23 protein-coding genes are annotated in these 25,630 nt (G+C 55.1%); all 23 read left to right on the plus strand.

Going from position 1 to position 25,630, the window contains the following annotated elements; genetic code table 11:
- Nucleotides 1-6: 6 nt before the first annotated feature.
- Entirely contained in the window at nucleotides 7-837 is an 831-nt protein-coding gene (locus KJ869_07985) for a hypothetical protein (GenBank protein MBU1577130.1), read from the plus strand.
- A 5-nt stretch (nucleotides 838-842) separates the two neighbouring features.
- Nucleotides 843-3,377, plus strand: coding sequence for a helix-hairpin-helix domain-containing protein (locus KJ869_07990; protein ID MBU1577131.1), 2,535 nt, complete (start codon nucleotides 843-845; stop codon nucleotides 3,375-3,377).
- 38 nt (nucleotides 3,378-3,415) lie between these two features.
- Entirely contained in the window at nucleotides 3,416-4,633 is a 1,218-nt protein-coding gene (locus tag KJ869_07995; protein MBU1577132.1) for a hypothetical protein, read from the plus strand.
- Between the two features lie 4 nt (nucleotides 4,634-4,637).
- Nucleotides 4,638-6,188: a 5'-nucleotidase C-terminal domain-containing protein gene (locus KJ869_08000; protein ID MBU1577133.1), complete on the plus strand. Its 1,551-nt coding sequence runs from the start codon at nucleotides 4,638-4,640 to the stop codon at nucleotides 6,186-6,188.
- Nucleotides 6,185-7,519, plus strand: coding sequence for a CehA/McbA family metallohydrolase (locus KJ869_08005; GenBank protein ID MBU1577134.1), 1,335 nt, complete (start codon nucleotides 6,185-6,187; stop codon nucleotides 7,517-7,519). The genes KJ869_08000 and KJ869_08005 overlap by 4 nt, the downstream gene beginning before the upstream one ends.
- A complete protein-coding gene (locus tag KJ869_08010; GenBank protein ID MBU1577135.1) occupies nucleotides 7,516-8,400 on the plus strand; it encodes a hypothetical protein in 885 nt (294 codons plus the stop codon). Before KJ869_08005 ends, KJ869_08010 begins: the two co-directional genes overlap by 4 nt.
- A gap of 1 nt (nucleotide 8,401) precedes the next feature.
- Nucleotides 8,402-9,895, plus strand: coding sequence for a DHH family phosphoesterase (locus tag KJ869_08015; protein ID MBU1577136.1), 1,494 nt, complete (start codon nucleotides 8,402-8,404; stop codon nucleotides 9,893-9,895).
- A gap of 611 nt (nucleotides 9,896-10,506) precedes the next feature.
- Entirely contained in the window at nucleotides 10,507-11,586 is a 1,080-nt protein-coding gene (gene ugpC / locus KJ869_08020; GenBank protein MBU1577137.1) for a sn-glycerol-3-phosphate ABC transporter ATP-binding protein UgpC, read from the plus strand.
- A gap of 94 nt (nucleotides 11,587-11,680) precedes the next feature.
- Nucleotides 11,681-12,028, plus strand: a complete 348-nt coding sequence (locus tag KJ869_08025; GenBank protein ID MBU1577138.1) for a hypothetical protein — start codon at nucleotides 11,681-11,683, stop codon at nucleotides 12,026-12,028.
- 169 nt (nucleotides 12,029-12,197) lie between these two features.
- Entirely contained in the window at nucleotides 12,198-12,872 is a 675-nt protein-coding gene (locus KJ869_08030) for a tetratricopeptide repeat protein (protein MBU1577139.1), read from the plus strand.
- Between the two features lie 10 nt (nucleotides 12,873-12,882).
- Nucleotides 12,883-15,018 (plus strand): glycoside hydrolase, encoded by a 2,136-nt coding sequence (locus KJ869_08035; GenBank protein MBU1577140.1) that lies wholly within the window; start codon nucleotides 12,883-12,885, stop codon nucleotides 15,016-15,018.
- A gap of 243 nt (nucleotides 15,019-15,261) precedes the next feature.
- Entirely contained in the window at nucleotides 15,262-16,257 is a 996-nt protein-coding gene (locus tag KJ869_08040) for a hypothetical protein (GenBank protein ID MBU1577141.1), read from the plus strand.
- Between the two features lies 1 nt (nucleotide 16,258).
- Nucleotides 16,259-16,882, plus strand: coding sequence for a hypothetical protein (locus KJ869_08045; GenBank protein ID MBU1577142.1), 624 nt, complete (start codon nucleotides 16,259-16,261; stop codon nucleotides 16,880-16,882).
- Between the two features lie 2 nt (nucleotides 16,883-16,884).
- Nucleotides 16,885-17,451, plus strand: a complete 567-nt coding sequence (locus tag KJ869_08050; protein MBU1577143.1) for a type II secretion system GspH family protein — start codon at nucleotides 16,885-16,887, stop codon at nucleotides 17,449-17,451.
- Nucleotides 17,452-17,550: 99 nt separating this feature from the next.
- Complete coding sequence (locus KJ869_08055) at nucleotides 17,551-18,426, plus strand: YicC family protein (protein ID MBU1577144.1); 876 nt, start codon at nucleotides 17,551-17,553, stop codon at nucleotides 18,424-18,426.
- A 21-nt stretch (nucleotides 18,427-18,447) separates the two neighbouring features.
- Nucleotides 18,448-19,968 carry a hypothetical protein gene (locus KJ869_08060; GenBank protein MBU1577145.1) on the plus strand — a complete coding sequence of 507 codons (1,521 nt, stop codon included), beginning with the start codon at nucleotides 18,448-18,450 and terminating at the stop codon, nucleotides 19,966-19,968.
- 18 nt (nucleotides 19,969-19,986) lie between these two features.
- Nucleotides 19,987-20,601 carry a guanylate kinase gene (gene gmk / locus KJ869_08065; GenBank protein MBU1577146.1) on the plus strand — a complete coding sequence of 205 codons (615 nt, stop codon included), beginning with the start codon at nucleotides 19,987-19,989 and terminating at the stop codon, nucleotides 20,599-20,601.
- A gap of 20 nt (nucleotides 20,602-20,621) precedes the next feature.
- On the plus strand, nucleotides 20,622-20,816 hold the full coding sequence (gene rpoZ / locus KJ869_08070) for a DNA-directed RNA polymerase subunit omega (protein MBU1577147.1): 195 nt from the start codon (nucleotides 20,622-20,624) through the stop codon (nucleotides 20,814-20,816).
- A complete protein-coding gene (coaBC, locus tag KJ869_08075) occupies nucleotides 20,809-22,005 on the plus strand; it encodes a bifunctional phosphopantothenoylcysteine decarboxylase/phosphopantothenate--cysteine ligase CoaBC (protein MBU1577148.1) in 1,197 nt (398 codons plus the stop codon). Before rpoZ ends, coaBC begins: the two co-directional genes overlap by 8 nt.
- Nucleotides 22,002-22,682 (plus strand): uracil-DNA glycosylase, encoded by a 681-nt coding sequence (locus KJ869_08080; protein MBU1577149.1) that lies wholly within the window; start codon nucleotides 22,002-22,004, stop codon nucleotides 22,680-22,682. The genes coaBC and KJ869_08080 overlap by 4 nt, the downstream gene beginning before the upstream one ends.
- The gene (gene dnaB / locus KJ869_08085) at nucleotides 22,672-24,054 is read left to right on the plus strand and encodes a replicative DNA helicase (protein ID MBU1577150.1); all 1,383 of its coding nucleotides are present in this window, start codon (nucleotides 22,672-22,674) and stop codon (nucleotides 24,052-24,054) included. Before KJ869_08080 ends, dnaB begins: the two co-directional genes overlap by 11 nt.
- A 148-nt stretch (nucleotides 24,055-24,202) precedes the next feature.
- A complete protein-coding gene (locus KJ869_08090; protein ID MBU1577151.1) occupies nucleotides 24,203-25,003 on the plus strand; it encodes an ABC transporter permease in 801 nt (266 codons plus the stop codon).
- Nucleotides 25,000-25,630: hypothetical protein (locus tag KJ869_08095; protein MBU1577152.1), on the plus strand; the 631-nt coding region annotated here is incomplete at its 3' end. The genes KJ869_08090 and KJ869_08095, both read left to right, overlap by 4 nt.

Below are 25,630 nucleotides of genomic sequence, written 5' to 3' on the forward strand. Positions count from 1 at the left end.
GCAGATATGAAAAAGATTTTAGCCATCATATTTATTCTGGCCCTGGCCCTGGGAACGGCCCGGGCGGCTTTCGAGGACTGGCAGGTGGGCATCCGGCCCAGCGGCATGTCCGGGGCCTATACTGCAGTGGCCGATGACATAGACGCCGTCAGGTGGAACCCGGCCGGGCTGTCCAGCCTGGACTCCTGGCAGGCTTCGGTCTACGCCAAGCGGCTGTGGGGGGTGGCCGGCCTCACCAACCAGACGGCCACCATCGGCCGCAGCTTCGGCAAATGGGGCGGGGCGGCGATATCGGCCCAGCAGGTGGGATGCGACCTGGAGACCGACCAGACGGTGACCCTGTCCCACGGGTTCGACCTCAACCGCCAGCTGGCCTTCGGTTATAATTTTAATTTCTACCGGCTGTGGCAGGAGCGCTTCGGCTCGGCCATGACCATGGGGGTTGATATCGGCCTGCTGGCCAAAGTATACCGCAGCTGGAGGATCGGCTGCTTTGGGCATAACCTGAACCATCCCAGCCTGGGAAAATTATATCAATACGACCTTCCCAGCGGAGTGAGCATCGGCCTTTCCTATGCTCCGTTGAGCGGGGTGCTGGCCTCGATAGAGGCCGGGAAGGATGCCGGCCGGATAACCCGCTATAAGGTGGGCTCCGAATATGAACTGTGGCAGGATAAGCTGGCCCTACGGGCCGGCATCCTGAACGAAGGCCAGTTGACCCTATATTCCATGGGCCTGGGCGTGAAGGCCAGGGGGATACTGGTGGGCTATGCCTTCGAGGGCGGGCACCAGGCCCTGCCCGGGACCCATCAGTTCGCCCTGGGCTATAAGTGGTGATGCCAATGAAGTTAAATTATAAAATGATAATTTTCATTTTGCTGGCGGCGCCCATTCTGGTTTGTCCGGCCTCCGCCCAGCAGGTGGATTTTTATCAGGAAACGCAGGCCAATATTTTACCGGACGACACCCTGACGGTGGGCTCCGGCATACAGCTTGACCTGAACCGGGCCACCCGGGAGGAGATATTCGGCCTGCAAGGCATTCCGGCAAAACTGGCCGAGAATATTTATACCTACCGTTTTGAGCGCGGGGCATTCACCAGTTTCTACCAGTTGATGGAGGTTCCCGGGATGACCCCGGCCCAGCTTAAAAAACTGCGCCAACAGGTGGCCGTATTCCCCTCCTCGGATACCTCCACGGTCACCAGATATATCGCCAAACTGCAGGACAGGCTGGCCTCCGAGGAATCCCCGGGCTACGGGGCAGTCAACGAGTGGGAGGAGTTGCTGCTCCACCCCATGGACATCAACCGGGCTTCCATCGACCAGTTGCTGACCCTTCAGAATGTATCCCCCATAGATGCGGCCGCCGTGGCCCGGCACATAAAATATTCCGGCCGGATCAAGGACTGGCGGACGTTACAGCGCAACATAGACGGCCTGTCCCGGTACGGCTTTACCAATATGAGGAACTATGTGACCGTCTCCCCCAAGGAGGAAAAATTTTATTTTGACGGCAATTATCGGGTCCGGCTGACCTCGGATGACCGGCTCGACCCGGGCGACGAGGATGATTTCAGGTATCAGGCGGCCTCGTTGAATTCCGCACTGCTGGCCTTCGTACCCGGCGCCGCCAGTTATGATACCGTGACCACCGATAAGATACTGGGCCAGCACGGCTGGACCGAGCCGGAAATAGCCCAGCTGAAAAGCCGCCTGCAATCCGAGTACGACCAACTGAAATATGCCCGGAATAATCTGGCAGTTCAGAACCGCTTGAGGATGGACCTGGGCGGGGATTTCAAGCTGGGGTATTATCATCAGAAGGAGCCCTATGAGACCGAGGGCTTTACCAAGGCCTATGTTGCCCTGTATGACATGGCGCCCATAGACAAGCTTTTCATCGGCAACTACCGCCTGACCTTCGGGCAGGGTCTGGCCATGGATAACCGCTGGTCGGCCGACGAATCCATGGTAAGGCGTTTCTCCCGCGGGGCCGGGGTTTTCGGAGACATCACTTCAAATGAGGAATTCGCCCTGCGGGGCGCCGCGGTTCAGTCCAGCATCTGGAACATCAAGCCGACCTTTTTCTTTTCATCCGATCAGAAGGACGGGATACTGAACCGGGACGGCACGGTCAATGTGTATTTTACTCCGTCCCCCAGATACCCCTGGTACCGGGATGTGTTCAACGAAAAGACCTACGGGATGAACCTGAACTGGGACCTCTCCGGCACCATGTCTCTGCCGGTGGGCACCAGCCTGGGCTTTACCGCCTTTGAATGCAAGTACGACAAGACCTTCCGGCCCGACCCCTATGAGCTGGACCTGCCGGGAGACAAGAACGACCTGTCTGATCCCAATTTCACCCAGCTGTGGTCGGGGAATGTCCGGGGTATAAAATCCGGCAATTTCAGGACGGTGGTGGACAACCTGTCGGTGGAGGGGGAGCTGGCCCACCTTAACAGCGGCGGCTGGGCCTATCTGTGGAAGACCCACCTGCAATACGAGACCCTGTATCTGCTGCTGCTGCGCCGCCATTACGATGTGGACTACGATAATCCCTATTCCCGCGGCTTCTCAGAGCAGACCAAGTTCGATGATACCATTCTGGAGAAGGAATACCGCCTGATCGACCCGGTCTACAAACAGCTGGTCAATTATCCGGCGCCCAAGGCCGAGGACGGCACCTATATCGAGACCCGGTGGCAGATCAATCGCCAGTTTACCATAACCCGGGCCTATATAGACTTCTGGAGAAACCTGGCCTACGGGCTGGACAATGTCCGGTTCCAGGGCGAGCTGGAGTACCGTCCGGTGTTTCCCCTGCGCTTCAGGCTGAAACAGAAGTACCAGACCAAATACCTGCCCAAGAGCGCCGAGGCCACCAAATCCAACACCCGGGAAACCACCTTAAGGACCTTCTGCACCCTGACGGATCGTGATTATTTCAATGTGGAACTGCGCTACGGCGAGGTCCGGCTGACCCCTTCGACATTGTACGGCAGCAACACCCTGATGAGCGGTGTCTATGTGGCCTCGAACTGGCAGCATAATTTCTCCCCCAACTGGGACATCAAGGCCGGTATCGCCAGCTGGAGGACCGATGCCATGTCCCAGTGGATATTCGAGGACGCCGGGATAGACTTTCTGGACGGCGACGGCATGAAATATTTCATATCGGTGTCCGACCGCCTGTCCGACAATCTCCAGGCCAGGCTCAGATTGCGGGGTAAGGATAGCAGGTATAACTTCAACAACATCTACGGCCCGGATTATGTCTATTATTACACCGCACTGCCGGCCGAGGTGGTGCAGGATTTCACCGACCGGCGCGACCTGTGGAAGGTGGACCTGCAACTGGATTTCAGATGGTAACCGGAAAATATAAAAGAAATCATCCAAAGGAGATATAGATGAAAACAACAGGAAAAATAACATTGCTGGTGGCGTTAAGTTTTTTTACAGCATTCGGTAGCGCCCGGGCCGGATTGTTGGAATACACCCCCTATGGGTCGCCGGCATCCAGCTATAACGCCATCGGAATGGCCATGAACCTAAAGGGGGTAGCCCTTCCCGGACAGGGATTGCTGGTCAATCCGGCGCTGATAGCCGAGACCGACGGCCTGGAGGCCCAGCTTACCGCCGGCGTCAACTGGCGTCGGGAATATCGTTCCATCGAGGTGTTTGATTCCTACGCCAATTCGGTCGGCCTCAGAACCACGGCCATCAACGATCAGACCGATTACAACCTCCACGGCGCCGAGGTATCGTATGCCTCCAGCTTCCGGGGTTTACCCAAGATGGCTTTGGGTTTCGGCCTCAGCCGGGAATACGATTTCAACTACCGATTAAAGGCGGAGGAGCGTGATGCCTTTTATTATCTGACCAGCCTGTATGAGCAGATTCAGGAGGGAGCCGTTTACGGATACAGCGGAGCCCTGGCGGTGAAGCCGCTTTCCTTTTTTTCAGCCGGACTGGGATTGACCAGGCTATCGGGTGACCCCAGGCTTACCATCACCGAAAATTTTGAAGACCCGACATACACCGACATCAGCATTGGGTATCAGCACAATTACAAGGGCTACCGTTTTTCGGCCGGGGCTTTTGGACAGCTGACCTCACGAATCAATCTGGGGATAAGCTGGAAAAGCAGCGCCCGGGTGGAGGGCCTATTATCCTATAGCGATAACGATACTTCCATCAGCCAGAACCAGAAGGTGGGGCTGCCCAGCAGCTTTACCCTGGGAGCAACCTACCGGCCATCCAATGAATTTCCGGCCACCGTCTGCCTGGAATACGAGCATACCCCCTGGCAGAATCTGGAGGACAACCTGTTCTCCTACGAACCGCTGGTCCCGGTGAATAAGTACAGCTTTGGAATATCCCACCGTATGAAAAACAATCTGCCCCTTTATTTTGGAGTGTCCTTTACCAATTCCTACCGTTCATCGTCCATCGGGCTGGCCCGGGCCGGATTCGGCACCGAGATCTTGGTTTCCAATCTTAGGAGCGGTATCTCCGCCGGGGTGGGGCGCCGGACCTATAATTACGGACAGGCCTTCGGCACCTCCAGCGGAACCACGGTGTCCGAGACCATGGCCGACCTGATGTTAACCTTTTCGCTGAAGTAAGATTATGTTCAAGAGTATAAATATCATTATTGCGTCCCTGATCCTTTTGATAGGTGGGACCGCGCTGGCCAAAGAGTGGCAGCGCCTGGTCATTCTGCATACCAACGACATTCACGGCCACCTGCCCCAGGAGGAAGCCTGGTGGATCAATCCCAATTTCCCGCCCCCCATAGGCAACGCGGCGGCGGTGGCCACCATCATCAAAGAGGAACGCCAGAGGGCCGAGCAGAACGGATGGGGCTTTCTGCTGGTGGAGGGCGGCGATATCTTCCAGGGGACGCCGCTGGGCGAATTTACCAAGGGGCAGGCGGTAATAGATTTTATGAATCTGATGGGCTACGATGTTATGACGGTGGGCAACCACGATTACGACAAGGGCCAGGAGGTGTTGCTGGACCTGATCTCGGCGGCCAAATTCCCGATGCTGGGGGCCAACCTGCTGGATTCCGCCACTGGGAGAACGGTTGACTATCTCAAACCTTACATCATCCTGGAACGGGCCGGCCTGAAGATCGGCATCTTCGGCCTGATCACCCATTACCTGCGGGGCATGTCCACCCCCGAGCATATCCAGGGGCTGGAAATCGCCAAGGAGTCGGCCACTGCCAAACAAATGGTGGATTCCCTTAAAGCTCAAAAAGTCGATATGATCATCGGCCTGCTGCATACCGGCTTCCGCCACGACAAGGCCATCGCCGACACCGTGCCGGGCATCGATGTGATCATCGGATCCCACAGCCATACCGGCCTGCGCCAGGCTTACGAGGATCCCAAGCATCACACCATCATCGTCCAGACCTTCGGGAATTTGACTAGCATCGGGAAATTGGAACTGTTGATAGACCCTGAGACCAAGCAGATCGTGGGGTACAACAGCGAATTGAAGGAATTGTTTACCGAAGCGGTGCCCCGTGACACCACGGTGGACAGGATAGTGTCCCAAGGCGCGGCCCGGGCCGAAAAGGGATTTGACGAGCCGGTGGGCCAGGCCCTGGCCGACATCAAACGCGGCGGGGGCGACAAGGAGAGCGCCATCGGCAACTTCGTCTGCAATGCCATGATGGATGCCACCGGGGCCGACATCGCTTTCCAGAACTCGGCCGGCATCAAGGCGGACATCATAAAAGGCGAGATAACCTACCGCAGCATCTATAAGGTGGACGCCTTCGGCAACTATCTGGTGACCATGGACCTGACCGGCAGTCAGGTGATAAAGGTATGTGAGACCAGCGTGCTAGGCTATCACGCCATCTTCCAGGTGGGAGGTCTGCAGATGACCTACGACACCAAAAAACCGGTCTGGAAAAGGGTGGTCAGTGTTACCATAAACGGCCAGCCCATCGATACTGCCAAGGTCTACAAAGTGGTCACCAATAATTTCCTGGGAGCCGGCGGCGGCAATTACAAGATCTTTCAGGAAGGGACTAACCGGGAGGATACCTATATTCAGATGAGACAGGCCATGGTTGACTTTGTCAAGAAAAGATCGCCCGTAGATGCCAGGATCGAGGGCCGGATAAGAAAATCGGAAGGAGGGGAAGCACTGCTGAAATGAACCATATTTTTTCTGTATCACTGCTGATGTCGGTGCTGGCCTTAAATGCCACCGCCCGGGCCGAGTATAAGTGCTTTTATGGCAACCTGCACGCCCACACCAGCTATTCCGACGGCGAAAGCACCCCGGATACCGCTTACGCCTATGCCCGGGATGTGGCCCAGGTGGATATTCAGGCCCTGACCGAACATAATAACGGGGGAGCGGGCTACACCATCACCCCGGAGCATTACCAGAACCTCAGGTTGATCGCCGATACCATGACCACGCCGGGCCGGTTCGTGGCCCTGGCCGGACAGGAGGTGGGCAGCATCGGCAGCTCCGGGTTCGGGCATATCAATATCTGGGAGGCTCCCGGGTTGTGGCCCTACAACAATACCGACCTGCTGGGATGTTATTCCTGGATATTGGAACAAGGTTACCCGGCCATGTATTGCCATCCCGATTCGTCATGGAACAGCAACTTCAACGACCTTTATTATTATCAGGATTATGACCGGGCCATGGACCTGATCGAAGTCATCAACAGCAGCTCGCTCTACGAGGATGCCTATTTCCGGACGCTGCAGAAGGGCTGGCACGTGGGAGCCTCGGCCAACCAGGACAATCATCGCCGGGACTGGGGAAACCGGGTAAATTACTACGGCAATATTCCCTTGACCGGCGTCTGGGCCGATACCCTTACCAAGCCGGCCATCCTGGAGGCCCTGCAGGCCCGGCGCACCACCGCCATGGAGGTCAGCCCGGCCGATGACCGGATAGCCCTGCTGCTGACCATCGACGGCCGCTGCCAGGGCCAGCATTTCATACGGCAGGAGGGCAAGGTGAAAATAACGATCGAAGCCTCGGCCTCCACCAGCTTCAAAAGCCTGTATCTTTATACCAACGGCATCCCGGCCGATACCTTCAATTTGATCCCGGCCTCCAACCAAACCGTCTGGGAGCTGGATAAGAATATTGGATTAGGCACGGTGTATTATTTTGTCAAGGCCCTGCAGATCGACGGCGACCGGGCCTGGACCAGCCCGATCCATATAGATGGAGTTTCCGAAAAAAGCCCGGTGGTCACCTGGCCCACTCCTATCAAGAACTATGCCCGTATTGTTTTCACACCGATGCCGGCCGCCACTTCGGTTAAAGCTGTTATCTACGATCTTTCCGGCGGGAAAATAAAAGAGATAACCGGAAGCCAGCCGGACCAGCCCATCAACTGGGACGGTAAGGATACCAAGGGCCGCCAGGTCATGAACGGCGTTTACTTCATCCGGCTGGAACAGAAATCCGCAACCGAAACCAGGACCTCCCTGGGGAAAACGATGGTGTCCCGATGAAAAGATTTGTTATAATAGCCTGGGCCATCATGCTGGCCCAGACAGCCCAAGCCCAGTTGCTTTACTGGAACCTGCCCACCACTGCGGAACAGGTGGTGTTCGGCCAGGGATGTTTCCTGCAATCCCGGGAACCCCAGGGGTTGATGCAGAACCCGTCATCCCTGGGCTTCATCAAATACCGGACGCTTTCGGCATCGGGGATCCAATGGTGGCTGGATGTATACGGAGGCTCGGCCAGCGCCGTGCTGCCGGTCAGAAGGTACGGCACGGTCTCCTTCAGCCTGGGCTACTGGTCCCTGGGGACCATGGCCGGGTATTCGGAGGACGGCCGGCCGGTGGGCACCGTCCAGTCGCAGGCCAGTAACCTGGGGTTGGGCTACGGGCTGGTAATGGCCGATGCCTGGGGACTGGGCCTGGCCTTGAAATCTTCCCGGTTGAACCTGCCGGACCGCTACGACTGGGGCTGGAGCTCGGATATCGCCCTGACCTATAAAAGGGGCCTGATCACCGGCAGTTTGATGGTCAAGGATCTGGGGCCGAATTATCCCAAGAACAACGATATTCGCTATCCCCAGAACACGGTATATATGGCCGGAGCCGGGGCGGCCTATCTTGACGGCAAGGTCAGCGGCTCGGTGCAGTATAATATCAGGAAAGAAGAGGGCGGCTATCCCAGCCTTTCGCTGGAGATCGCACCGCTGTCCAGCCTAAATTTGAAAATAGGATACGAAAAAGTTCCCGAACTGACCGACCGATCTCCCCTGGGCTTTGGGATTGAGATAAACAAACTGGGCCGCCGGGATCTCAGCGTGGCTTACGGCTATCGTTCATACGGCGATCTGGGCAACATCCAGGCCTTGACCATGGGGATCAGCTTCTAGAATGCCGGAGTCCGATATCATACCTAAAGCGATGAACCCCTCCGGCTGGGCTTCGCTGCAGAAAGCTGCCCAGGTCATAAACCAGGCCTGCCGGGATAACCGGGGCATCGCCGTTTGGGGTCATGACGATATTGATGGCATTGCCAGCACCGCCATCATGCTGGATGCGCTGCGGGGCAAGGCGGAGGTAATTTATTATATCCCCCCCAAGTCCGTCACGCATTACGGCCTGGACCGGGAGGTGATCGACCAGCTGCTGGCTAAGGGGGTGTCGCTTTTGATAACCGTGGACTCCGGCATTTCCAGCCTTGATGAGGCGGAGTATGCCGCATCAAAAGGGCTGGAGCTTATTATAACCGACCATCACGAACTGCCTCCCCAGCTGCCAAGGGCTCTTTGCCTGCTCAACCCCAAGATCCCGGAGGACCTTCGGCCCAGTCCGGACCTGGCCGGAGCCGGAGTGGCTCTGTACCTGGCGGCAGCGGTGGACGGGGAATCGTCGGATGATTGGCTGGAAAAATACCCCAACCGGACCGCCTGGGCCGCCCTGGCCACCATTACCGACCGGGTGCCGATGACGTCTGAGAACTGGCACATCGTCCGGAACGGGCTGGAATTCATCGACGGCAACGAAGTTATCGGCAAACTGAACGATCTGCTGGGAATATCCAGTGATCAGGGTCTGTCGCCCAGGATAATTTCCCAGACCTATGTGGGGCTGCTGTCCTCCTGCATTTCCCTGGGGTTCCGCCATGAAACCCTGGAACTGCTACAGGGTGATTTTGATTCCCGGCATTGGGAGGAGTTGTACTCGGAGGAACAGCTGTGGCTGAACCGGATGGAGGACCAGGTGGCGGCCAAGACCGAAAAGGCTCTGGCCGACCCCAATCCCCTTAAAGTGTTGGCTGATGATCAAATCCCCTGGAGCCTGGTGGGGCCGGTGGCCGGCGGAGTCAGGGACCGGACCGGGCACCCGGTAATCATCCTGGGCCGCAAGAACGGCCTGACCGCCGGGGAATGCCGGGGATTCGAGCCGTTCGATTTCGTGGCCATGCTTAACGACCTGAAAAGATTTTTCCTCCAACATGGCGGCCACAAGCCGGCCGCCGGCTTCACGGTCATCGAGGGCCGGGAGAAGGAGCTGATCGAGGCCCTGAGAAAGTATGGAATCAACAATCAAGGCCTGATACTAAAATCAAAGCCGTCGGAGAAAATAGATCATAGACTTACCCGGCTGGATGAGATTGATCCGGTCCTGCCGGAGATACTTTCACGGGCGCCGTACGGCCCGGTCAACCAGCCGCCGGTCTGCGAGTTTGAAAATTTACTTTTGCCCAAATACAGCCAGCCAGGTGACCGCTATTGGTTAAAATATCTTACAGCCAGCCAGAAAAATCAGGATTTTGTAAGCTGTACGTGCCGTTGCACCTTAGATGTGACCCATAAGAACAATTTCTATTTGGATGTTTTGAGCGTCAAAGTAAACAATTATTAATCCGAGCGATTAATACACCGGCAATAAAATAGATCACTAAACCTTACCCGTTTTTTGAACGTCCTTGTTGTCATGCCCGTGAAAACGGGCATCCACGTCTGGATTCCCGCTGGAGTTTATGCTGAATGCAATGAAGTGCGGGAATGACACATTGCGCTATTTATCCGCCGAAGTAATAATTGAGGTCAGTGGGAATTCAATCACCGCTAAGACGCTAAGGTCGCAAGAACTTTTCCTTTCGTCATTCTGAGCTCGGCGGCGTGCCATGCAAACCGAAGAATCTATATCGGCGCAGATCCTTCAAAGGTTGTGCCAGATGCCGCCCCCAGGATGACGCGCCGCAAATTGTCACCACTTCGAAAGTTTTATTTTTGCCAACCTCAGTGCAGGCTCTGAGATCACTACACGCCTTGCAGGCTGGACGGGCGACAATTGTCATCCAACAAACTGTTATGCCTCGAAGTGTACTCAGGATGACAAGATATTTTAAACCTCAAAGAACACCAAGGGATAGATCGGTTATAGAGAATCACATAATCTCTTTGCGCCTTTGCGGTAAAAAAGGCCACCATTAACGGCTTTCCTTAAAAATACATAGAGAGATAAAGAATATGGCTGAAGTATTGCTTGAAAACCTGACCAAGGTATATGACAAAAAGGTCACAGCAGTAAGCCGGGTTAATCTGAAAATCAAGAACGGTGAATTCCTGGTTCTGGTAGGTCCGTCCGGTTGCGGCAAGACCACCATTTTAAGGATGATCGCCGGGCTGGAGGAGATCACCGAGGGCAGTGTTTACATCGACAACAATATCGTCAACGATGTCGCTCCCAAGGACCGTAACGTGGCCATGGTCTTTCAGAACTACGCCCTGTACCCCCATATGACGGTGTTTGATAACATCGCCTTTGGGCTCAAGATGGCCAAGATGGATAAGGCCCTGATCAAGGAAAGGGTGGCCCGGACCGCCGAGATGCTGGACATGCAAAAATACCTGGACCGCAAACCCAAGGCCCTCTCCGGCGGCCAGCGGCAGAGGGTGGCCCTGGCCCGGGCCATCGTCAAATCGCCCAAGGTCTTTTTGTTCGACGAGCCGCTTTCCAACCTGGATGCCCAGCTCAGGACCCAGACCCGGGCCGAACTGAAAAGGCTCCAGCAGCAGCTCAACACCACCGCCATCTACGTCACCCACGACCGGACCGAGGCCATGACCCTGGGCGACCGAATAGCAGTCATCAAGGACGGCCTACTGCATCAGGTGGGCGAGCCCCTGGCCATTTACAACGACCCGGCCAACCTGTTCGTGGCCAATTTCATCGGCACCCCGGGGATAAATCTGATCCCGGGGAGTTTGATATCCAAGGCAGGGAAGTTCACTTTTAAAAACAAGCAGATGGAGAAGGAACTGCCGCATATCTCCGCCGGGGCGGAGAACGGCACTCCGGTGCTCCTGGGCATCAGGCCGGAGAATATCTCCCTGGCCGGGGAAGGCCAGGGGTTGAGGACGACGGTGGATCTGGTGGAGCAGTTGGGCGGGGAGTCCCTGATCTATACCAAAGCCGAGGACGGATCCAAGGTGATCGCCCGGACCTTCGGCAATATTAAGCTGGAGCAGAATAGTTTTATCAATCTTGATTTCAAACCTTCCGAGGCCCATCTCTTCAGGGAGTCCGACGGGCAGAGGATCAGATAGATTGCGGTATGATACACAAGAATCAAAAAGCCTTTGTTCGTAGTTTAATGATTACGAGTAATGGCTTTTTGTGTTTTAAGGGGAGGTCGTAACAATGAAAAAGATAGATACATTCGTTATTGTATCAATAATTTTAGCAATTATTTCTATTTCTGGTTTTTTTATTTTCGCTCATGAGGGTTCTTTGTGGAGTTCCCCGATGTCATTATCAAAGATAATATATAAAGTATATACTTGGTCAGCAGTATCTTTAATATCTTTGATAATGATGACTATCGGAATAATTAAAAGCAAAGTAACTAAAAAAACCAGGCATTTGGGTTTTGCCTTAACATTACCTATTGTTATGATAGAATCATTTTTTGCTTTTGCTGGTATAGCTGCTTTTGCCCTTGTTGTGGTAATTGCCTACATCGCAACGTATAAATTATGGAAAATTTGAAAACCTTGTAAGTCTGTAAAACAAAGATAGTCCCGTTTTTTGGAGGGGCCTCGACATCTAATCGCAATGGACATTTCCACTTATTCGGCTTGACAGTCCCCGGTCAATTCATATATAATTGTCATCTGACAGAATAAAACAGTCATGAACATTAAGGAGATTTCATAAAGTGTCGCACAATATCAGTAAACACCGGATGAAACACGATGAGTTCGCCGAAGATATGATGAAGACCATCAATCTGTTCCGGCGCTACAGCACCGAGATACTGGCCGTCCTGGTGGGGGCCCTGATCATAGTGATCGGGCTGTTCTTCGTTGCCCAGAACCGGACCAAGAACGAGCGGCAGGCCAACCTGCTGCTGGGGTCGGCCCATGCCGCCATGTTCAGCGGCGACGCCCAGCAGTCCCGCCAGGGATACGAGGACATCATCAAACGTTTCGGTAGCACCGAATCGGCCAAGGAGGCCATGGTGAACCTGGGCAACCTGAACTTCCAGATGCGGAACCAGGAGGAGGCCCTGAAAAATTACCAGCGGGCGGTCAAGGCCAAGCCCAAAAGCTATCTGTTGATGTCGGCCGCCATCGGCGGGGTGGCAGCCTGTTACGAACAGTCGGGCGATTTCAATAAAGCCGCCGATGAATACATGCAGATCGTCCTGCGCTATCCCAAGCAGAGCTATATTTCGCTTAACGCCATGCTGTCAGCCGGACGATGCTACCGGGAGGCCGGCAATCATATAAAGGCCCGCGAGGTTTATCAGGGGATCGTCAGCAAATATCCCGATGATCAGAACGCCCAAAAGGCCAAGTCTGCCTTGGCCATGCTTCCACCGGCGGAATGAGAAAGCAACGATGCCTGCCCTAAACGTCGCGTTTCTGTGGCACATGCACCAACCCTGTTACCGGGAGCCGGATAACAGGGTTTTTCGCCTACCGTGGGTAAGGCTGCATGCCCTGAAGGATTATTACGACATGGTCTCCATTGTCCAGCAGTATCCGGACATAAAGCTAAGTTTCAATCTGGTGCCGGTATTGCTGGAACAGCTGCAGGATTATGTCTCGGGGAATTGCAGCGATCTGCATCTGGAGGTCAGTAAAAAGTCAGCCGCCGATCTGACCAACGAGGAGAAGGTCTTCGTGCTGCGGGATTTTTTCATGGCCAACTGGGCCAACATGGTGGAGGTCCATCCCCGATACAGCGAATTGCTTAACAAGCGGGGCCGGAACCCGAAACCCGGGGACCTGACCGATATTGCCAAACGGTTCAGCGTCCAGGATATCCGCGATCTGCAGGTCTGGTTCAATCTGTGCTGGACGGATCCGGTTCATTTTCAAAACGACCCCGGGCTGGCCCGGCTGAAGGCCAAAGGCAGCAATTTTACCGAAGAAGACAAAGGGCTGTTGTGGAACAGCCAGCAGGCCATCCTGGCCTCGATCATCCCCCTCTATAAAAAGGCTTGGGATTCGGGGCAGATAGAGATATCCACCACCCCGTATTACCACCCCATCCTGCCGTTGCTGTGCGACAGCAATATCGCCCGGGAATCAATGCCGGGAGCTCCCCTGCCGACAGCCTTTGTCTTTCCGGAGGACGCAGCCGCCCAGATCACCAAGGGATTGGATTACATGGAGAAAAATTTTGGCCGGAGACCGGCCGGGATGTGGCCCTCCGAAGGCAGCGTCAGCCGGGAGGCGGTGGAGCAGATGGAGCGGGCCGGGGTCCGCTGGATAGCCAGCGACGAGGGCATCCTGGAACGGTCGTTGGGTAGGCATCTCCGCAAGGGGCACGAGCTGGCCCACCCTGAGATTTTATATCGTCCTTATCGTCTGGGCAACTGCAGCCTGTTCTTCCGGGACCGGGTGATCTCTGATAAGCTGGGTTTCGATTATTACAACTGGAACCCGGCCGAGGCGGCCCGGGATCTGGTGGCCCGACTGGAGCACTCGGCAGAAAAACTGGGGGCTGAGGCCGGCAGGCATATCGCCCCGATAATACTGGACGGCGAGAATGTCTGGGAATTCTTTCCGGATGACGGACATGAATTCCTGAACCAATTATACGGCCGCCTGTCTTCAAGCCAAAAGCTGAGATGCTGCACCTTCAGCCAGTATCTGGATGAACAGCAGGATCTGCCGAGCCTGACAAAACTGTTTCCCGGCTCCTGGATAAACAGCGATTTTCGGATATGGATCGGGGCCGAGGAGGACAATGCCGCCTGGGAACAGCTGCTTAAAGCCCGGCAGGCCGTCCAGCAGAAAAAACAATTACTGGAGGGCGATCCCGAAAGATATGACAGAGTGATGGAACAGATCTACACCGCCGAGGGCAGCGACTGGTGTTGGTGGTATGGCGATAATTTCTCCAGCGAGAATCTGGCCGAATTCGACGAGCTTTTCCGGGGACATCTCCGGGCGGTGTATAAACTGCTGGAGATGGAGGCGCCGGAACGGCTGTTCCGGCCGATCGCCAAAGAGAGGGCCGGGCGGCAGTTGGTATCCCAGCCCATTGCCTTTATAACTCCGGCCATCGACGGCCGGGTCACCGAGTTCTACGAGTGGTCGGGCAGCGGCATCTATGATGTCCATCTCAACGGCGGGGCCATGCGCCGCAGCCAGAGTTATTTTCAGTCGGTCCACTTCGGTTTCGATGCCGGGAACCTGTACCTGCGACTGGACCCTTCTCCCGGATCCTCTCTGGAATCGCTGGGGGATGTCCAACTTAAGGTGGAACTGCTCAGCCCGGTCCGCATGGCCCTAACTTTCGACATCAAGAAACAGCAGGGGCCGGGGGGCTGCCTGATAGCGGCGGACCGGATCGTGGAGATGAAGATACCCTTTGAACTGACCAGGGCTAATGCCGGAGAAAATATCAGCCTGCTGATAACCCTGGAGGAGGACGGCAACGAACTGGAGAAGCATCCCGACGGGCCGCCACTGACGATAAAGGTGCCGGGCCGGGATTTCGAGGACCACTTCTGGCAGGCTTGAGATAAGGCCGTGGGTTTACCACAAAGAGCACAAAGGGCACATAGAACAATCTGCTTTTATTACCCCGGCAATTAAATAGGTGAATAATCCTTATCCGTTTTTTGAACGTCCTTGTTGTCATGCCCGTGAAAACGGGCATCCATGCCGGGATTCCTGCTTTCGCAGGAATGACACATTGCGTTATTTATTTACCGAAGTAATAAAGCCTAAAAAGCCTAGCAAATATAAAATATGACACAATCGATGTATAGATTTGAAATTAGAATAATCTGTTTGCTGGCGTTGCTTGTCCTGTCAGCCGGACCTTTACGGGCCGTCACTCCGGTATTGCGGGGAGCGGGGATCGGCCGGACCATTGTTCCTATCCCGGCCCAGAACGGCGATAGATACGGATTAGCCGCCATGGAAAGGCAGGCAATACTGGTTGATCTCTATCCCGGGCTGGCGGTGGTCAAAGCGGAGATCATCCTGGGGAACCGCAGTGAAAATAGTATTACAATATCTTTGGGCCTCCCCAAAAGCGGAAGCTTTTTCCATGACGAGATCTCCATCATTAAGCTGGATTCTTTATTCGATCTGAAAATATCCTGGAAGGGAAAGAGGCTGGCAGTAACAAGTATTACTGCCGATCTCCGATCAAACGAGGCACACCTTTCTCTGCCCGAATCATATCGCGATTCGGTCAACCACTGGTATGGCTGGATTTTGGATATCCCTTCGCAAAGCCGGGACACCTTAAGGATATCCTATGCGGTCAGGACCGGCCCGGCGGAACTGGCCCGGGGCGGCAATATCCGCCAATCTTTCTTTTGGGGGTTTCTGCTGGAGCAGGCCCGGGCCTGGGACGGACAACTGCAGGAGACCGAATTGCAGGTCAGCCTCAAGGGTGGGCTTAAGTCGTCGCAAGTTTATGGGGTTTATCCCCGGGAAGTTTTTCAATGCGATGATGGCGGAAATCTGTACTTTAATATCTCCGGCCGCAATCCCATCCGGCATGATGATGTTTTAATAGGCTATGATAGCAAAGGTAAGTTCGACTATTTTACTGATTATCTGCAAAACAAAGATAAATATTATCAACCGGTAAACCATATTCCGCCCGATAGCTTGAAAATGAGCAAAATGCCGTCCGACAGATTCGATGTATACCCATCTAAGGAATATACCGTTCTGGGGGCGCTGGCGGCCTGTCTGGCCCTGGTGGCCTTGCTGGTAATATATCTGATAAGGAGGAGATAAAATGGATAAGTTCGCCCTTTCTACCGGTTTGATCGGCCTGGCAATAGGCCTGGTGGCCCTGCTGGTGCTTGTCTATCTGATCAGCCGCCTGGCAAAGCGAAAGGCGAGAGCCGGACGGGCCTTCAACCTGCTGTTGAATTCGGCGGTGCTGGCCGTGCTCTCGGCGGCCTTCATATTTCTGTCGCTGTTTGTTCAGACCCTCAACCGCTACCTGCACGACCAGCGGATCGGCACCATTACCGCCCGGCAGGAAGGCCAGGCCCTGGTCATGGAGTTTGCCGACCTTAAGACCGAGCGGCAGTTTGATTTTGAACTGAACGGCGATCAGTGGATGATCGAGGGCTACATCGTCCGCTGGAACCCGCTGTTGAGATGGCTGGGGGCCGGGGCCTATTATAAGATAGACCGTTTCTCAGGTCGCTACGAATCGGACACCTGTTCGCTCAGGCCCGGCAGATATTCTATCGACGATTCCCATCGCGGGCTTTGGAGATACCTGCTGAAACATGGCAATAAACTACGGGTGATTGACGCCGCTTACGGGATCGCCGCCTTCCAGTATCCCGGCAGTGAACCATACGGGCTGTATATTAACGACAGCGGCTTTATAATCAAGAAGGATTGAACATGAGGAAAGGTCATTCCGGCTGGTCGCTTCTGGAGATGGTGGTTGCCTTGACCATATTCGGCATAGTGATGGCGGCCATCTTCGGGGTGCTGATCCCGACACTCAGAGCTTTTGCCAAGAATCAGATCCGGCATGAACTTTATATGCAGACCGAGCAGACGCTGAATGGGCTGAACCAGAAGGTATCCGATTCCTTCGGCTGGGGGGAGGGGGATTCGTTGGGAGTGCTGCTGATAGCCCAAAGCGGCGATACCCTTTCGATATACCGCGATATCAAGGACAGTATTCTCTATATCAACAGCAAGCCGGTTCTGCCGGCCGGGTATAAAACAGTCGAATTCAATATCCGATACAAACCGATGTGCGACAGCGCCATGGCCATGACCCCCGCACAGTGTTTTACTGTAGCCGATGCCGACCAGAACGGCCTTATCCAGGGGGCGGAGATATCAAATGTGGTTTCCCTGGAATTAAAATTGACGGTTAGCAAGGCCAGGGAAAATTATACCGGCTCGACCTTTCCCCGGATCCCGCAGGCCATCGTGGATATCGAGATCGGGGAGTGAGGACTTTTGCTACCAAAGGCGGTCTTAAATCGGCCGCCTTTTATTTTCCGTTGACATCACCCTAATTTATGTTATAATAAGACTTTATATTGGGGTTTTATGATAAAAAGCATGACCGGATACGGCCGGGCGGAGTCCACCCTTAACGGCTCTCGCCTGTCCATAGAAATACGCTCGGTGAACCATCGTTTTACCGACTTCAGCATCAGGCTGCCCCGCGCCTTCTCTAATCTGGAACAGGAGGTCAAAAAACTCCTGCAGAAGCGCATCGCCCGCGGCTCGGTCAGCCTTAATGTCACCTATAACGGCGGCGAGGGACCGGAACTGCCGGAGATAGACCTTCGCAGCGCCGATCATTTTTACAAGCTGCTGAACACCCTGCGCAAGCGTTACCGCATCAAGGACCCGGTGGAGCTGGAGGACATCTATCATTTTTCCGAGATCTTCAAGAGCCGTCAGACCCCGCTGTCGCAGGGCAAGGCCTGGTCCGGCCTGCAGGTCTGCTTGAACAAGGCCCTGGGAGATTTCGACCGTATGAGGACCCGCGAGGGCTCGGCCCTGGCGGCCGATCTCCGGAAGAATATCGCCGAGCTGAAAAAGAGCATCGCCGCCATAGAGAAGTCGGCCCCCTTGAGGATAAAGCAGTTCCGCGATAAGTTTACCCAGCGCATCAAAAAAATATCCCAGGGAACGGCCCTGGATCCCCAGCGGCTGATGCAGGAGGCGGCGGCCTACGCTGACCGGTGCGACATCAGCGAGGAGTGCGTCCGCTTTGCCAGCCATATAAAGGCCTTTGAGGAATACCTGAACACCGCCCAACCGGTGGGCCGGCGGCTGGATTTCCTATTACAGGAGATCAACCGCGAGGCCAACACCATCGGCTCCAAGGCCAACGACGACAAGATATCGCAACTGGTGGTCCGGATAAAAGAGAACCTGGAGAAAATGAGGGAGCAGGCCCAGAACGTAGAATAATATTTACGGAAGGAATTTGCCATGAAAAAGATCATCTTATCAATAGCCCTGTGTCTGGCACTGGCTGGCGGGCTGTCAGCTCAGACGCTCTCCACCCAGATGGAGGCCCATATCGCCATGTCCACCCCGGAACTTAATTTATATTTTCTGGACCTGGGATTTCTGGACCTTAACCTGGCCCACGGCAGCGTGGGCATGATGAACAACCCCGGCGGGCTGGGGTTGACAGGGATCATGGATGTTACCGTGGCCGGCAGCCTGTCCAAGGATGTCAGCATGAACACCGACATCAAGCTGATGGACAGCACCGAGGTTACCGGGGAGATCAAGATACCCACCTACCTGACACTGACCGACCAGGGCGGGCTGGATTACGTGGGGGTGGCCGGCAAGATGGGGCCGTTCGGGGTGGGCATCGCCTATCAGCGAAGCTTTGCCGTGGAAGTCGGGCTGGACCAGGCCGACATTGATATCTCCCAAAAATTCAATTATGCCTACGACTATACCTTGACCAGCGATGCCAACGGTACTTTGCCCGGCGGACTGGCGGTTCCGGTAACCCTCAACGTCTCGGCCATTACCAACGTGCGGTTAAAGGGCAGCGGCGAGGCCCGGATCTCCAATCAGCCGATCTTCGTCGGCGCCGGCACCAAATACGGTCCCTTCAACATGGGCATGGGCGTCAAGGTGACCAGGATTGACGCCATCGCCAATACTAGTCTCAAACTGTCCGGAAGTCTTGACAGCTTAAGGGGAGAACTGGATTCGACCAATACCGGAGGCCCTAGCGTCACCTTCAACAATGTGGACGTCTACGCCCCGTTTGGGGATTCCATATTCTACAATAAGTTCTCCAGCGATCTGCAAGGAACCCAGTACAGCTTGATCATCGGCGGAAACATGGAACTTCCCATCGTCAAGCTGGGGATGTCCATAGAAATGGGAATGCCGTATAAATTATCCGGCTTCTATTTCAACAACTCAGGACTGCCCGAGGGCCAGCCGGTGCTGGACAGCATCAGCGTCAACAACCTGTATTTTAACAATACCGACAGTACCTTTACCGGGGATGTCAAGTTGAACTTGGGCGGTGTCGAATACAATCGGAAAACCGCCGCCGACAGCGGTGAAATAGAACTCCCAGGAGTGACCAGCCTGAAAGCCTCGCTAGGTTTGAAGCTGTGGGGCCTGCGGGTGGGGGTAAACGGCGGCATGGACATGATGACCGGGGAATGGCCCATGATCGGCAACGCCTACGCCTCGGTGGGCACCTCGTTATCTATTAAGCGCACTACTTTGAGACTGGGGCTGGCCAGCCGCTGGCAATACCTGGCCCTGGAGGATGACAAGCTTTACAGCTCGGCCCCCATGGTGATCCTGGGCGCTGGGGTGGGCATTCCCTTCCCTAAGGGAGAACTGATGCTGGGCTCCCGGATCAACCTGGCCAACGGCATCTTAAGCACCTCCAACCTGGAGAAGATGGAGGACTTCAAGCCTTGGGAGACCATCGCCCTCAACGCCGGAATTAGGATTTCAATCTAAAATTCAAGATAGACAGCTATGCAGAATCTGCCACGCCAGGGTTTCCCCATAATACTTTCCGCCCCGTCCGGGGCGGGCAAGACCAGCCTGTGTCGCAAGGTGGTGGAGAGGCACCCCGAGATCGTTTACTCCATATCGGTGACCTCCCGGCCGCCCCGGCCCAACGAGAAACACGGGCAGGACTACCATTTCGTGTCGGCGGCCGATTTCGAGAAAATGCTGGAGAGCGACGCATTGGTGGAGTGGGCCATGGTCCACGACAACTACTACGGCACTCCCCGCAAGGATATTTCGGGTCAGCTGGAACAGGGACGTGACGTGATAATGGACATTGATACCGTGGGAGCCCGGTCGGTCAAGAAGACCTATCCCCAGGCGGTCAGCATCTTCGTGATCCCGCCATCCATCGAGGCCCTGAAACAGAGGCTGATGAGCCGGGCCACCGACAGCGACGAGGTGATCAGCAAGCGGCTGAATAAGGCCCGGCTGGAGATGGAGCAGATCGGCGATTTCGACTACTGGCTGGTCAACGACGACCTGAACCAGGCCATTGATGCGGTGGTGGCCATCATCCAGGCCGAACGCCGCCGCCTTTCCCGCTACAACAAGGACGAGATCATAAAAATAATATAAAATCATTAAGGAGACTTACAATGGCGTTCATCCCCATCGAAGAACTGAGTGAGGGCATGGAGAACAAGTACATGGCTGTCCTGGTGGCTGCCAAGGAGGCCCGGCGCCTCAATGACAAACGGAGGCTGGGCCGGATGGATATGGCCTTGAAGCCCATCTCGCTGGCCCTGGAGCGACTGCGGGATCACAAGGTGGAATTCCACGGCCATGACTAAAACCCCCAACATCGTGTTGGGAGTGACCGGCAGCATCGCTGCCTACAAGGCCCTGGACCTGGTCAGCCGTCTGAGGAAGAAAGGCTGCCAGGTGACGGTAATCATGACCGGTAATGCCTGCCAGCTGGTGGGCCCGGCCTCATTCGAGGCTCTGTCGGGCAATCCGGTGGCCCTGGAACTTTTTCCGGATTCCAAGCCGCAGAATATCGAACACATCTCTCTGGCCCAGCTGGCCGATGTCCTGGTGATAGTGCCGGCCTCGGCTAATTTCATCGGCAAGGCCGCCGCCGGCATCGCCGATGATCTGCTGACCACGGTGGCCCTGGCCGTCAAGACCCCGGTGCTGTTCGCCCCGGCCATGAACGTTGACATGTGGGAGAACCCGGTCGTCCGGCAGAACGTCAAACGCCTGATCGGGAACGGCTGGCATCTGATCCCCCCGGAATCCGGACCGCTGGCCTGCGGAACCGTCGGCAGCGGCCGGCTGGCTTCGTTGGATAAGATCGAGAACGAAATTCTTTCCCTGCTGGGCTGGAAGGATGATTACCAGGACATCCCGCTGATCATCACCGTCGGGCGGACAGAGGAGCCCTGGGACCCGGTGAGATTCATCTCCAATCATTCATCCGGCAGAATGGGCATGGCTCTGGCCGAACAGGCCGCCCGCCGGGGAGCCAAAGTGACCCTGATCACCGGGCCGGCCGATGTTCCGGCTCCGGCGGTATTCAAACACATCGTGGTAAATACCGCCGCTCAGATGAGCCGGGCGGTGCTTAAGGAACTGCCGCATAACCGGGCTTTGATCATGGCCGCGGCGGTGGCGGATTACGCCCCCCAGAATGTCTCCTCCTGCAAGATCAAGAAAAAAAATGACGGTGATATAACTTTGACCCTCAAAAAGAATCCCGATATCATCCAGTTGGCCGCTGTTAAAAGAAAACCGGGGACGGTGCTGGTGGGCTTTGCCCTGGAGACGGATAACCTGATAGCCAACGCCAGGAAAAAGTTGGCCGCCAAAAAATTAGACCTGATCGTGGCCAACCCGGCAAAAACGCTGTCCAGCGAAAACATCCAGGCCGTGATCATCGACAAAAAAGGGAAGACAACCAAATTCCCCCAGATGGCAAAATCCCAGCTGGCGGGGCTGATCCTGGATCGGGCCATCAAATTGATAGGAGCCGCTAAATGACATCAACCGTGGCCATCAGCCGGCTCAGGAAATATCTTCTTCAGGAACAGGAGCAGGGCGTCAGCGAACTGGTGCTCAGCAAAAAGCCGGTGCTGGCCAGCTCCGGCCATTCCGGAGCGCTGGCGAAATTCCAAAAACAGATCTCCGGCTGCACCAAATGTCCGTTGTCCAAAACCCGCACCAACTTCGTGTTCGGCGACGGGGACCCCAAAGCCGATATGGTCTTCGTGGGAGAGGCCCCGGGCCATGATGAGGACCTGCAGGGCAAGCCCTTTGTGGGGGCCGCCGGCCAGCTGCTGACCAAGATCATCGAGGCCATCAAGCTGGACCGCTCCCAGGTGTATATCTGCAACATCCTCAAGTGCCGCCCGCCGGGCAACCGCAATCCGGAGCCCCGGGAGATAGAGCTGTGCGAGCCATATCTGATCAGACAGCTGGAATTGATAAAACCCAAGGTGATCTGCGCCCTGGGGACCTTTGCCGCCCAGACCCTGCTAAAAAGCACCACCCCGATCTCAAAGATGCGGGGCCAGATCCACTACTACCACAATATAAAACTGGTGCCAACCTTCCATCCGGCGGCCCTGTTGCGGAACCCGGCCTGGAAGAGGCAGACCTGGGAGGACGTCCAATTGGTAAGAAAGATATACGATCAGGAAAGGGCCGATGGCCGATAGCAATAACATGATAGAGAGACTGCCGCCCCAGTCGCAGGACGCCGAGATGGCGGTGCTGGGCTCGATGCTGTTGTCCCCGGAGGCGGTATCCCGGGCGGTGGAGATCATCAGCGACGAGGAGAATTTCTACTCCTCGGCCCATCGCAAGATATTCCGGGGCATCATCAACCTCTACGAGAAGAACCAGCCGGCCGACCTGGTGACGGTGGCCGACGAACTGCGGCGCCTGAAGTGGCTGGACGACGCCGGAGGACCGGTGTATCTCACCCGGCTGGTGGAGAGCGTGGCCACCGCCGCCAATGTCGATTATTACGCCCGGATCGTGCTGGAGAAGGCGGTGGTGCGCCGGCTGATCAACTCCGCCACCCAGATCGTTTCCTCCTGCTACGAGGCCAGCGAGACCGCCGAGGAACTGCTGGACCGCGCCGAACAGCTGATATTCTCCATCAAAGAGAAACGCCTTCGAAAGCATCTGATGCCGCTGGGTTCCTTCATCAAGGACAGCTTCGAGATGGTGGAGAAGATGTACAAGGAGAAGCGGCACATCACCGGAGTGGAGACCGGTTTTGTCGACCTGGACGAGATGACCTCCGGCATGCAGAAGGGGGATCTGATCATCGTCGGGGCCAGGCCCTCGGTGGGAAAGACCGCTTTTGCCCTGAACATCGCCCAGCAGGCGGCCATCGTCAACAAGGTCCCGGTGGCGGTATTCAGCCTGGAGATGTCCAAGGAACAGTTGGTCATCCGCCTGCTGTGTTCCGAGGCCCGGGTGCCGGGACACAAGGTGCGCAGCGGCTATCTCTCCCAGCAGGATTTTTCCAAGCTGGTATCGGCCGCCGGTTTATTGCATGAGGCTCCGGTCTATATAGACGACAGCTCCAGCTCCAGCCCGTTGGAGATCAGGGCCAAGGCCCGAAGGCTGAAATCCGAGGTGGACCTGGGGCTGATCATCGTGGATTACCTCCAGTTGATGCGGGGTTCCAATTACCGCTCCGAGAACCGCCAGCAGGAGATCTCCGAGATATCCCGTTCCCTCAAGGCCCTGGCCAAGGAGCTGGATGTTCCGGTGATGGCCCTTTCCCAGCTGTCCCGCATCTCCGAACAGCGGGGGCAGGATTCCCGCCCCATCCTGTCCGATCTGCGGGAATCGGGGGCCCTCGAACAGGATGCCGATGTGGTGCTGTTCCTACACCGCCAGAAAGGCGTCTACAAGGACAAGGAGGAGTGGAGCCAGTCCGAGCAGATGGATGCCGACACCGCCGAGCTGATAATCGCCAAACAGCGGAACGGCCCCACCGGGAAGTTCAACCTGACCTTCCTCAAGGAATACACCCGGTTCGAAAACCAGACCCAGGAGCAGAGGACCGAATAGTTCTAAACCGACTTGCGCCAATAATAGACCACCAATGATCAGTATATTTCACCGTAAAGACGCTGAGTACACTAAGCTTGGGTTAATGTATTTCCGGAACATCTCTGCGTCTCAGCGGTTTGCCGTCTCAAACTATTAATCCTTTATTATGCCTTTCAAACTGAACATCCTTTCCCAGCGAAGTATTTTCGAAAACATCGGCCGCTCGACCATAGACCTTTTTCAGGAATGGGGAGCGGCTTTCATCCTATTGGGGAAGATCGCCCTGTCGCTGAGGTATCTCTTCAGGAATTTCTCCCAGGTGATCATGCAGATGATGTTCTTCGGGGTGAGTTCCCTGCCGGTGGTGCTGTTCTCGGCCATCTTTACCGGGATGGTGGCCGGGGTGCAGGCCGCCTACCAGATGCAGGGATTGGTGCCTCCCATCTGGCTGGGGGCCGGGATCTCCCGGGCGGTGCTGATGGAGCTGGGGCCGGTGCTGACCGCCCTGGTGGTGGCCGGGCGGGTGGGGGCCGGGATTGCCGCCGAACTGGGCACCATGAAAGTCACCGAACAGATTGACGCCCTGGAGACCATGGCCATCGACCCGGTGGCTTATCTCTATATGCCGCGCTTCGTGGCCGGGGCAGTGATGGCCCCGGTGCTGACTGTGTTTGCCAATTTCGTGGCCCTGGTGGGCGGCGGGCTGGTGGCGGTGCTTTCGGTGGGCATCTCCAGCCAGATGTACCTGGACGGTCTGCGTTTTCACTTTCATACCCGTGACCTGGTGGGGGGGATAGTGAAATCAGTATTCTTCGGGATCATCATCGCCACCTCGGGGTGTTTTCACGGCTCGGCCACCGAGGGCGGGGCCGAGGGGGTGGGCAAGGCCACCACCAATTCGGTGGTCACCTCGGCGGTGCTGATACTGATATTCGATTACATTATCTCGGCCTGGATATTCAGGTGAAAATGATAAATTCTGTAATAAAAAAAGGTTCTCGATATGAACCTGGAGAAATACGTTTAGATGGAGGTACTGGCCCTTTAACCTATATGTGTATTGTTGACGATGTTATGGAAATATATAAAGTAGATAAGACTTTTCAAATAATTGCTCCGGAAAAATCAGATCCAACAGAATCAAATCCCGATATGCCATTCATGGCTACTGTTGTTTCGGATGAAGGTTCTGGCAGTGACATCAACGCAAGGGTTTTTATCCAAGCACATGAATCATATAAAAACCTTATTCAGCAAGATGAAAAGTTTAATGATATTGTAAAGGCTTTACATAATACTAAAAAATATTTATTGGATGCGAATAAAATAAAAAGGAAAATTGAAGCGGATATTATTATAGAATATGGGAAGCTGCCTATTAAAAACAAACATGCTTACACTTTTGTGCCATACGTTTGCGATTTAGAAAAAGATATTAATATATTTCTTATGAACGCAAAATTATCTATACAAAATGTAGTTTTATTATTTAATTCGTTTTTTAATGCAAACATTAGTGGCCCAAGATTTGATAAAGTAATGAAATATTTAATAAATAACAGCAAGGACAACACAGATCTTTATAAAATTGCAA

It is taken from the genome of Candidatus Edwardsbacteria bacterium, from assembly GCA_018821925.1.
GTDB lineage: Bacteria > Edwardsbacteria > AC1 > AC1 > EtOH8 > UBA2226.

Coding starts and splice junctions, on each gene's coding strand:
- KJ869_08055 (MBU1577144.1), top strand. CDS start 17,551: ATGATAAAAAGCATGACCGGATACGGCCGGGCGGAGTCCACCCTTAAC.
- coaBC (MBU1577148.1), top strand. CDS start 20,809: ATGACTAAAACCCCCAACATCGTGTTGGGAGTGACCGGCAGCATCGCT.
- gmk (MBU1577146.1), top strand. CDS start 19,987: ATGCAGAATCTGCCACGCCAGGGTTTCCCCATAATACTTTCCGCCCCG.
- KJ869_08090 (MBU1577151.1), top strand. CDS start 24,203: ATGCCTTTCAAACTGAACATCCTTTCCCAGCGAAGTATTTTCGAAAAC.
- ugpC (MBU1577137.1), top strand. CDS start 10,507: ATGGCTGAAGTATTGCTTGAAAACCTGACCAAGGTATATGACAAAAAG.
- KJ869_08060 (MBU1577145.1), top strand. CDS start 18,448: ATGAAAAAGATCATCTTATCAATAGCCCTGTGTCTGGCACTGGCTGGC.
- KJ869_08025 (MBU1577138.1), top strand. CDS start 11,681: ATGAAAAAGATAGATACATTCGTTATTGTATCAATAATTTTAGCAATT.
- KJ869_08015 (MBU1577136.1), top strand. CDS start 8,402: ATGCCGGAGTCCGATATCATACCTAAAGCGATGAACCCCTCCGGCTGG.
- KJ869_07995 (MBU1577132.1), top strand. CDS start 3,416: ATGAAAACAACAGGAAAAATAACATTGCTGGTGGCGTTAAGTTTTTTT.
- KJ869_08035 (MBU1577140.1), top strand. CDS start 12,883: ATGCCTGCCCTAAACGTCGCGTTTCTGTGGCACATGCACCAACCCTGT.
- KJ869_08080 (MBU1577149.1), top strand. CDS start 22,002: ATGACATCAACCGTGGCCATCAGCCGGCTCAGGAAATATCTTCTTCAG.
- dnaB (MBU1577150.1), top strand. CDS start 22,672: ATGGCCGATAGCAATAACATGATAGAGAGACTGCCGCCCCAGTCGCAG.
- KJ869_08005 (MBU1577134.1), top strand. CDS start 6,185: ATGAACCATATTTTTTCTGTATCACTGCTGATGTCGGTGCTGGCCTTA.
- KJ869_08040 (MBU1577141.1), top strand. CDS start 15,262: ATGTATAGATTTGAAATTAGAATAATCTGTTTGCTGGCGTTGCTTGTC.
- KJ869_07990 (MBU1577131.1), top strand. CDS start 843: ATGAAGTTAAATTATAAAATGATAATTTTCATTTTGCTGGCGGCGCCC.
- KJ869_08050 (MBU1577143.1), top strand. CDS start 16,885: ATGAGGAAAGGTCATTCCGGCTGGTCGCTTCTGGAGATGGTGGTTGCC.
- KJ869_07985 (MBU1577130.1), top strand. CDS start 7: ATGAAAAAGATTTTAGCCATCATATTTATTCTGGCCCTGGCCCTGGGA.
- KJ869_08010 (MBU1577135.1), top strand. CDS start 7,516: ATGAAAAGATTTGTTATAATAGCCTGGGCCATCATGCTGGCCCAGACA.
- rpoZ (MBU1577147.1), top strand. CDS start 20,622: ATGGCGTTCATCCCCATCGAAGAACTGAGTGAGGGCATGGAGAACAAG.
- KJ869_08000 (MBU1577133.1), top strand. CDS start 4,638: ATGTTCAAGAGTATAAATATCATTATTGCGTCCCTGATCCTTTTGATA.
- KJ869_08045 (MBU1577142.1), top strand. CDS start 16,259: ATGGATAAGTTCGCCCTTTCTACCGGTTTGATCGGCCTGGCAATAGGC.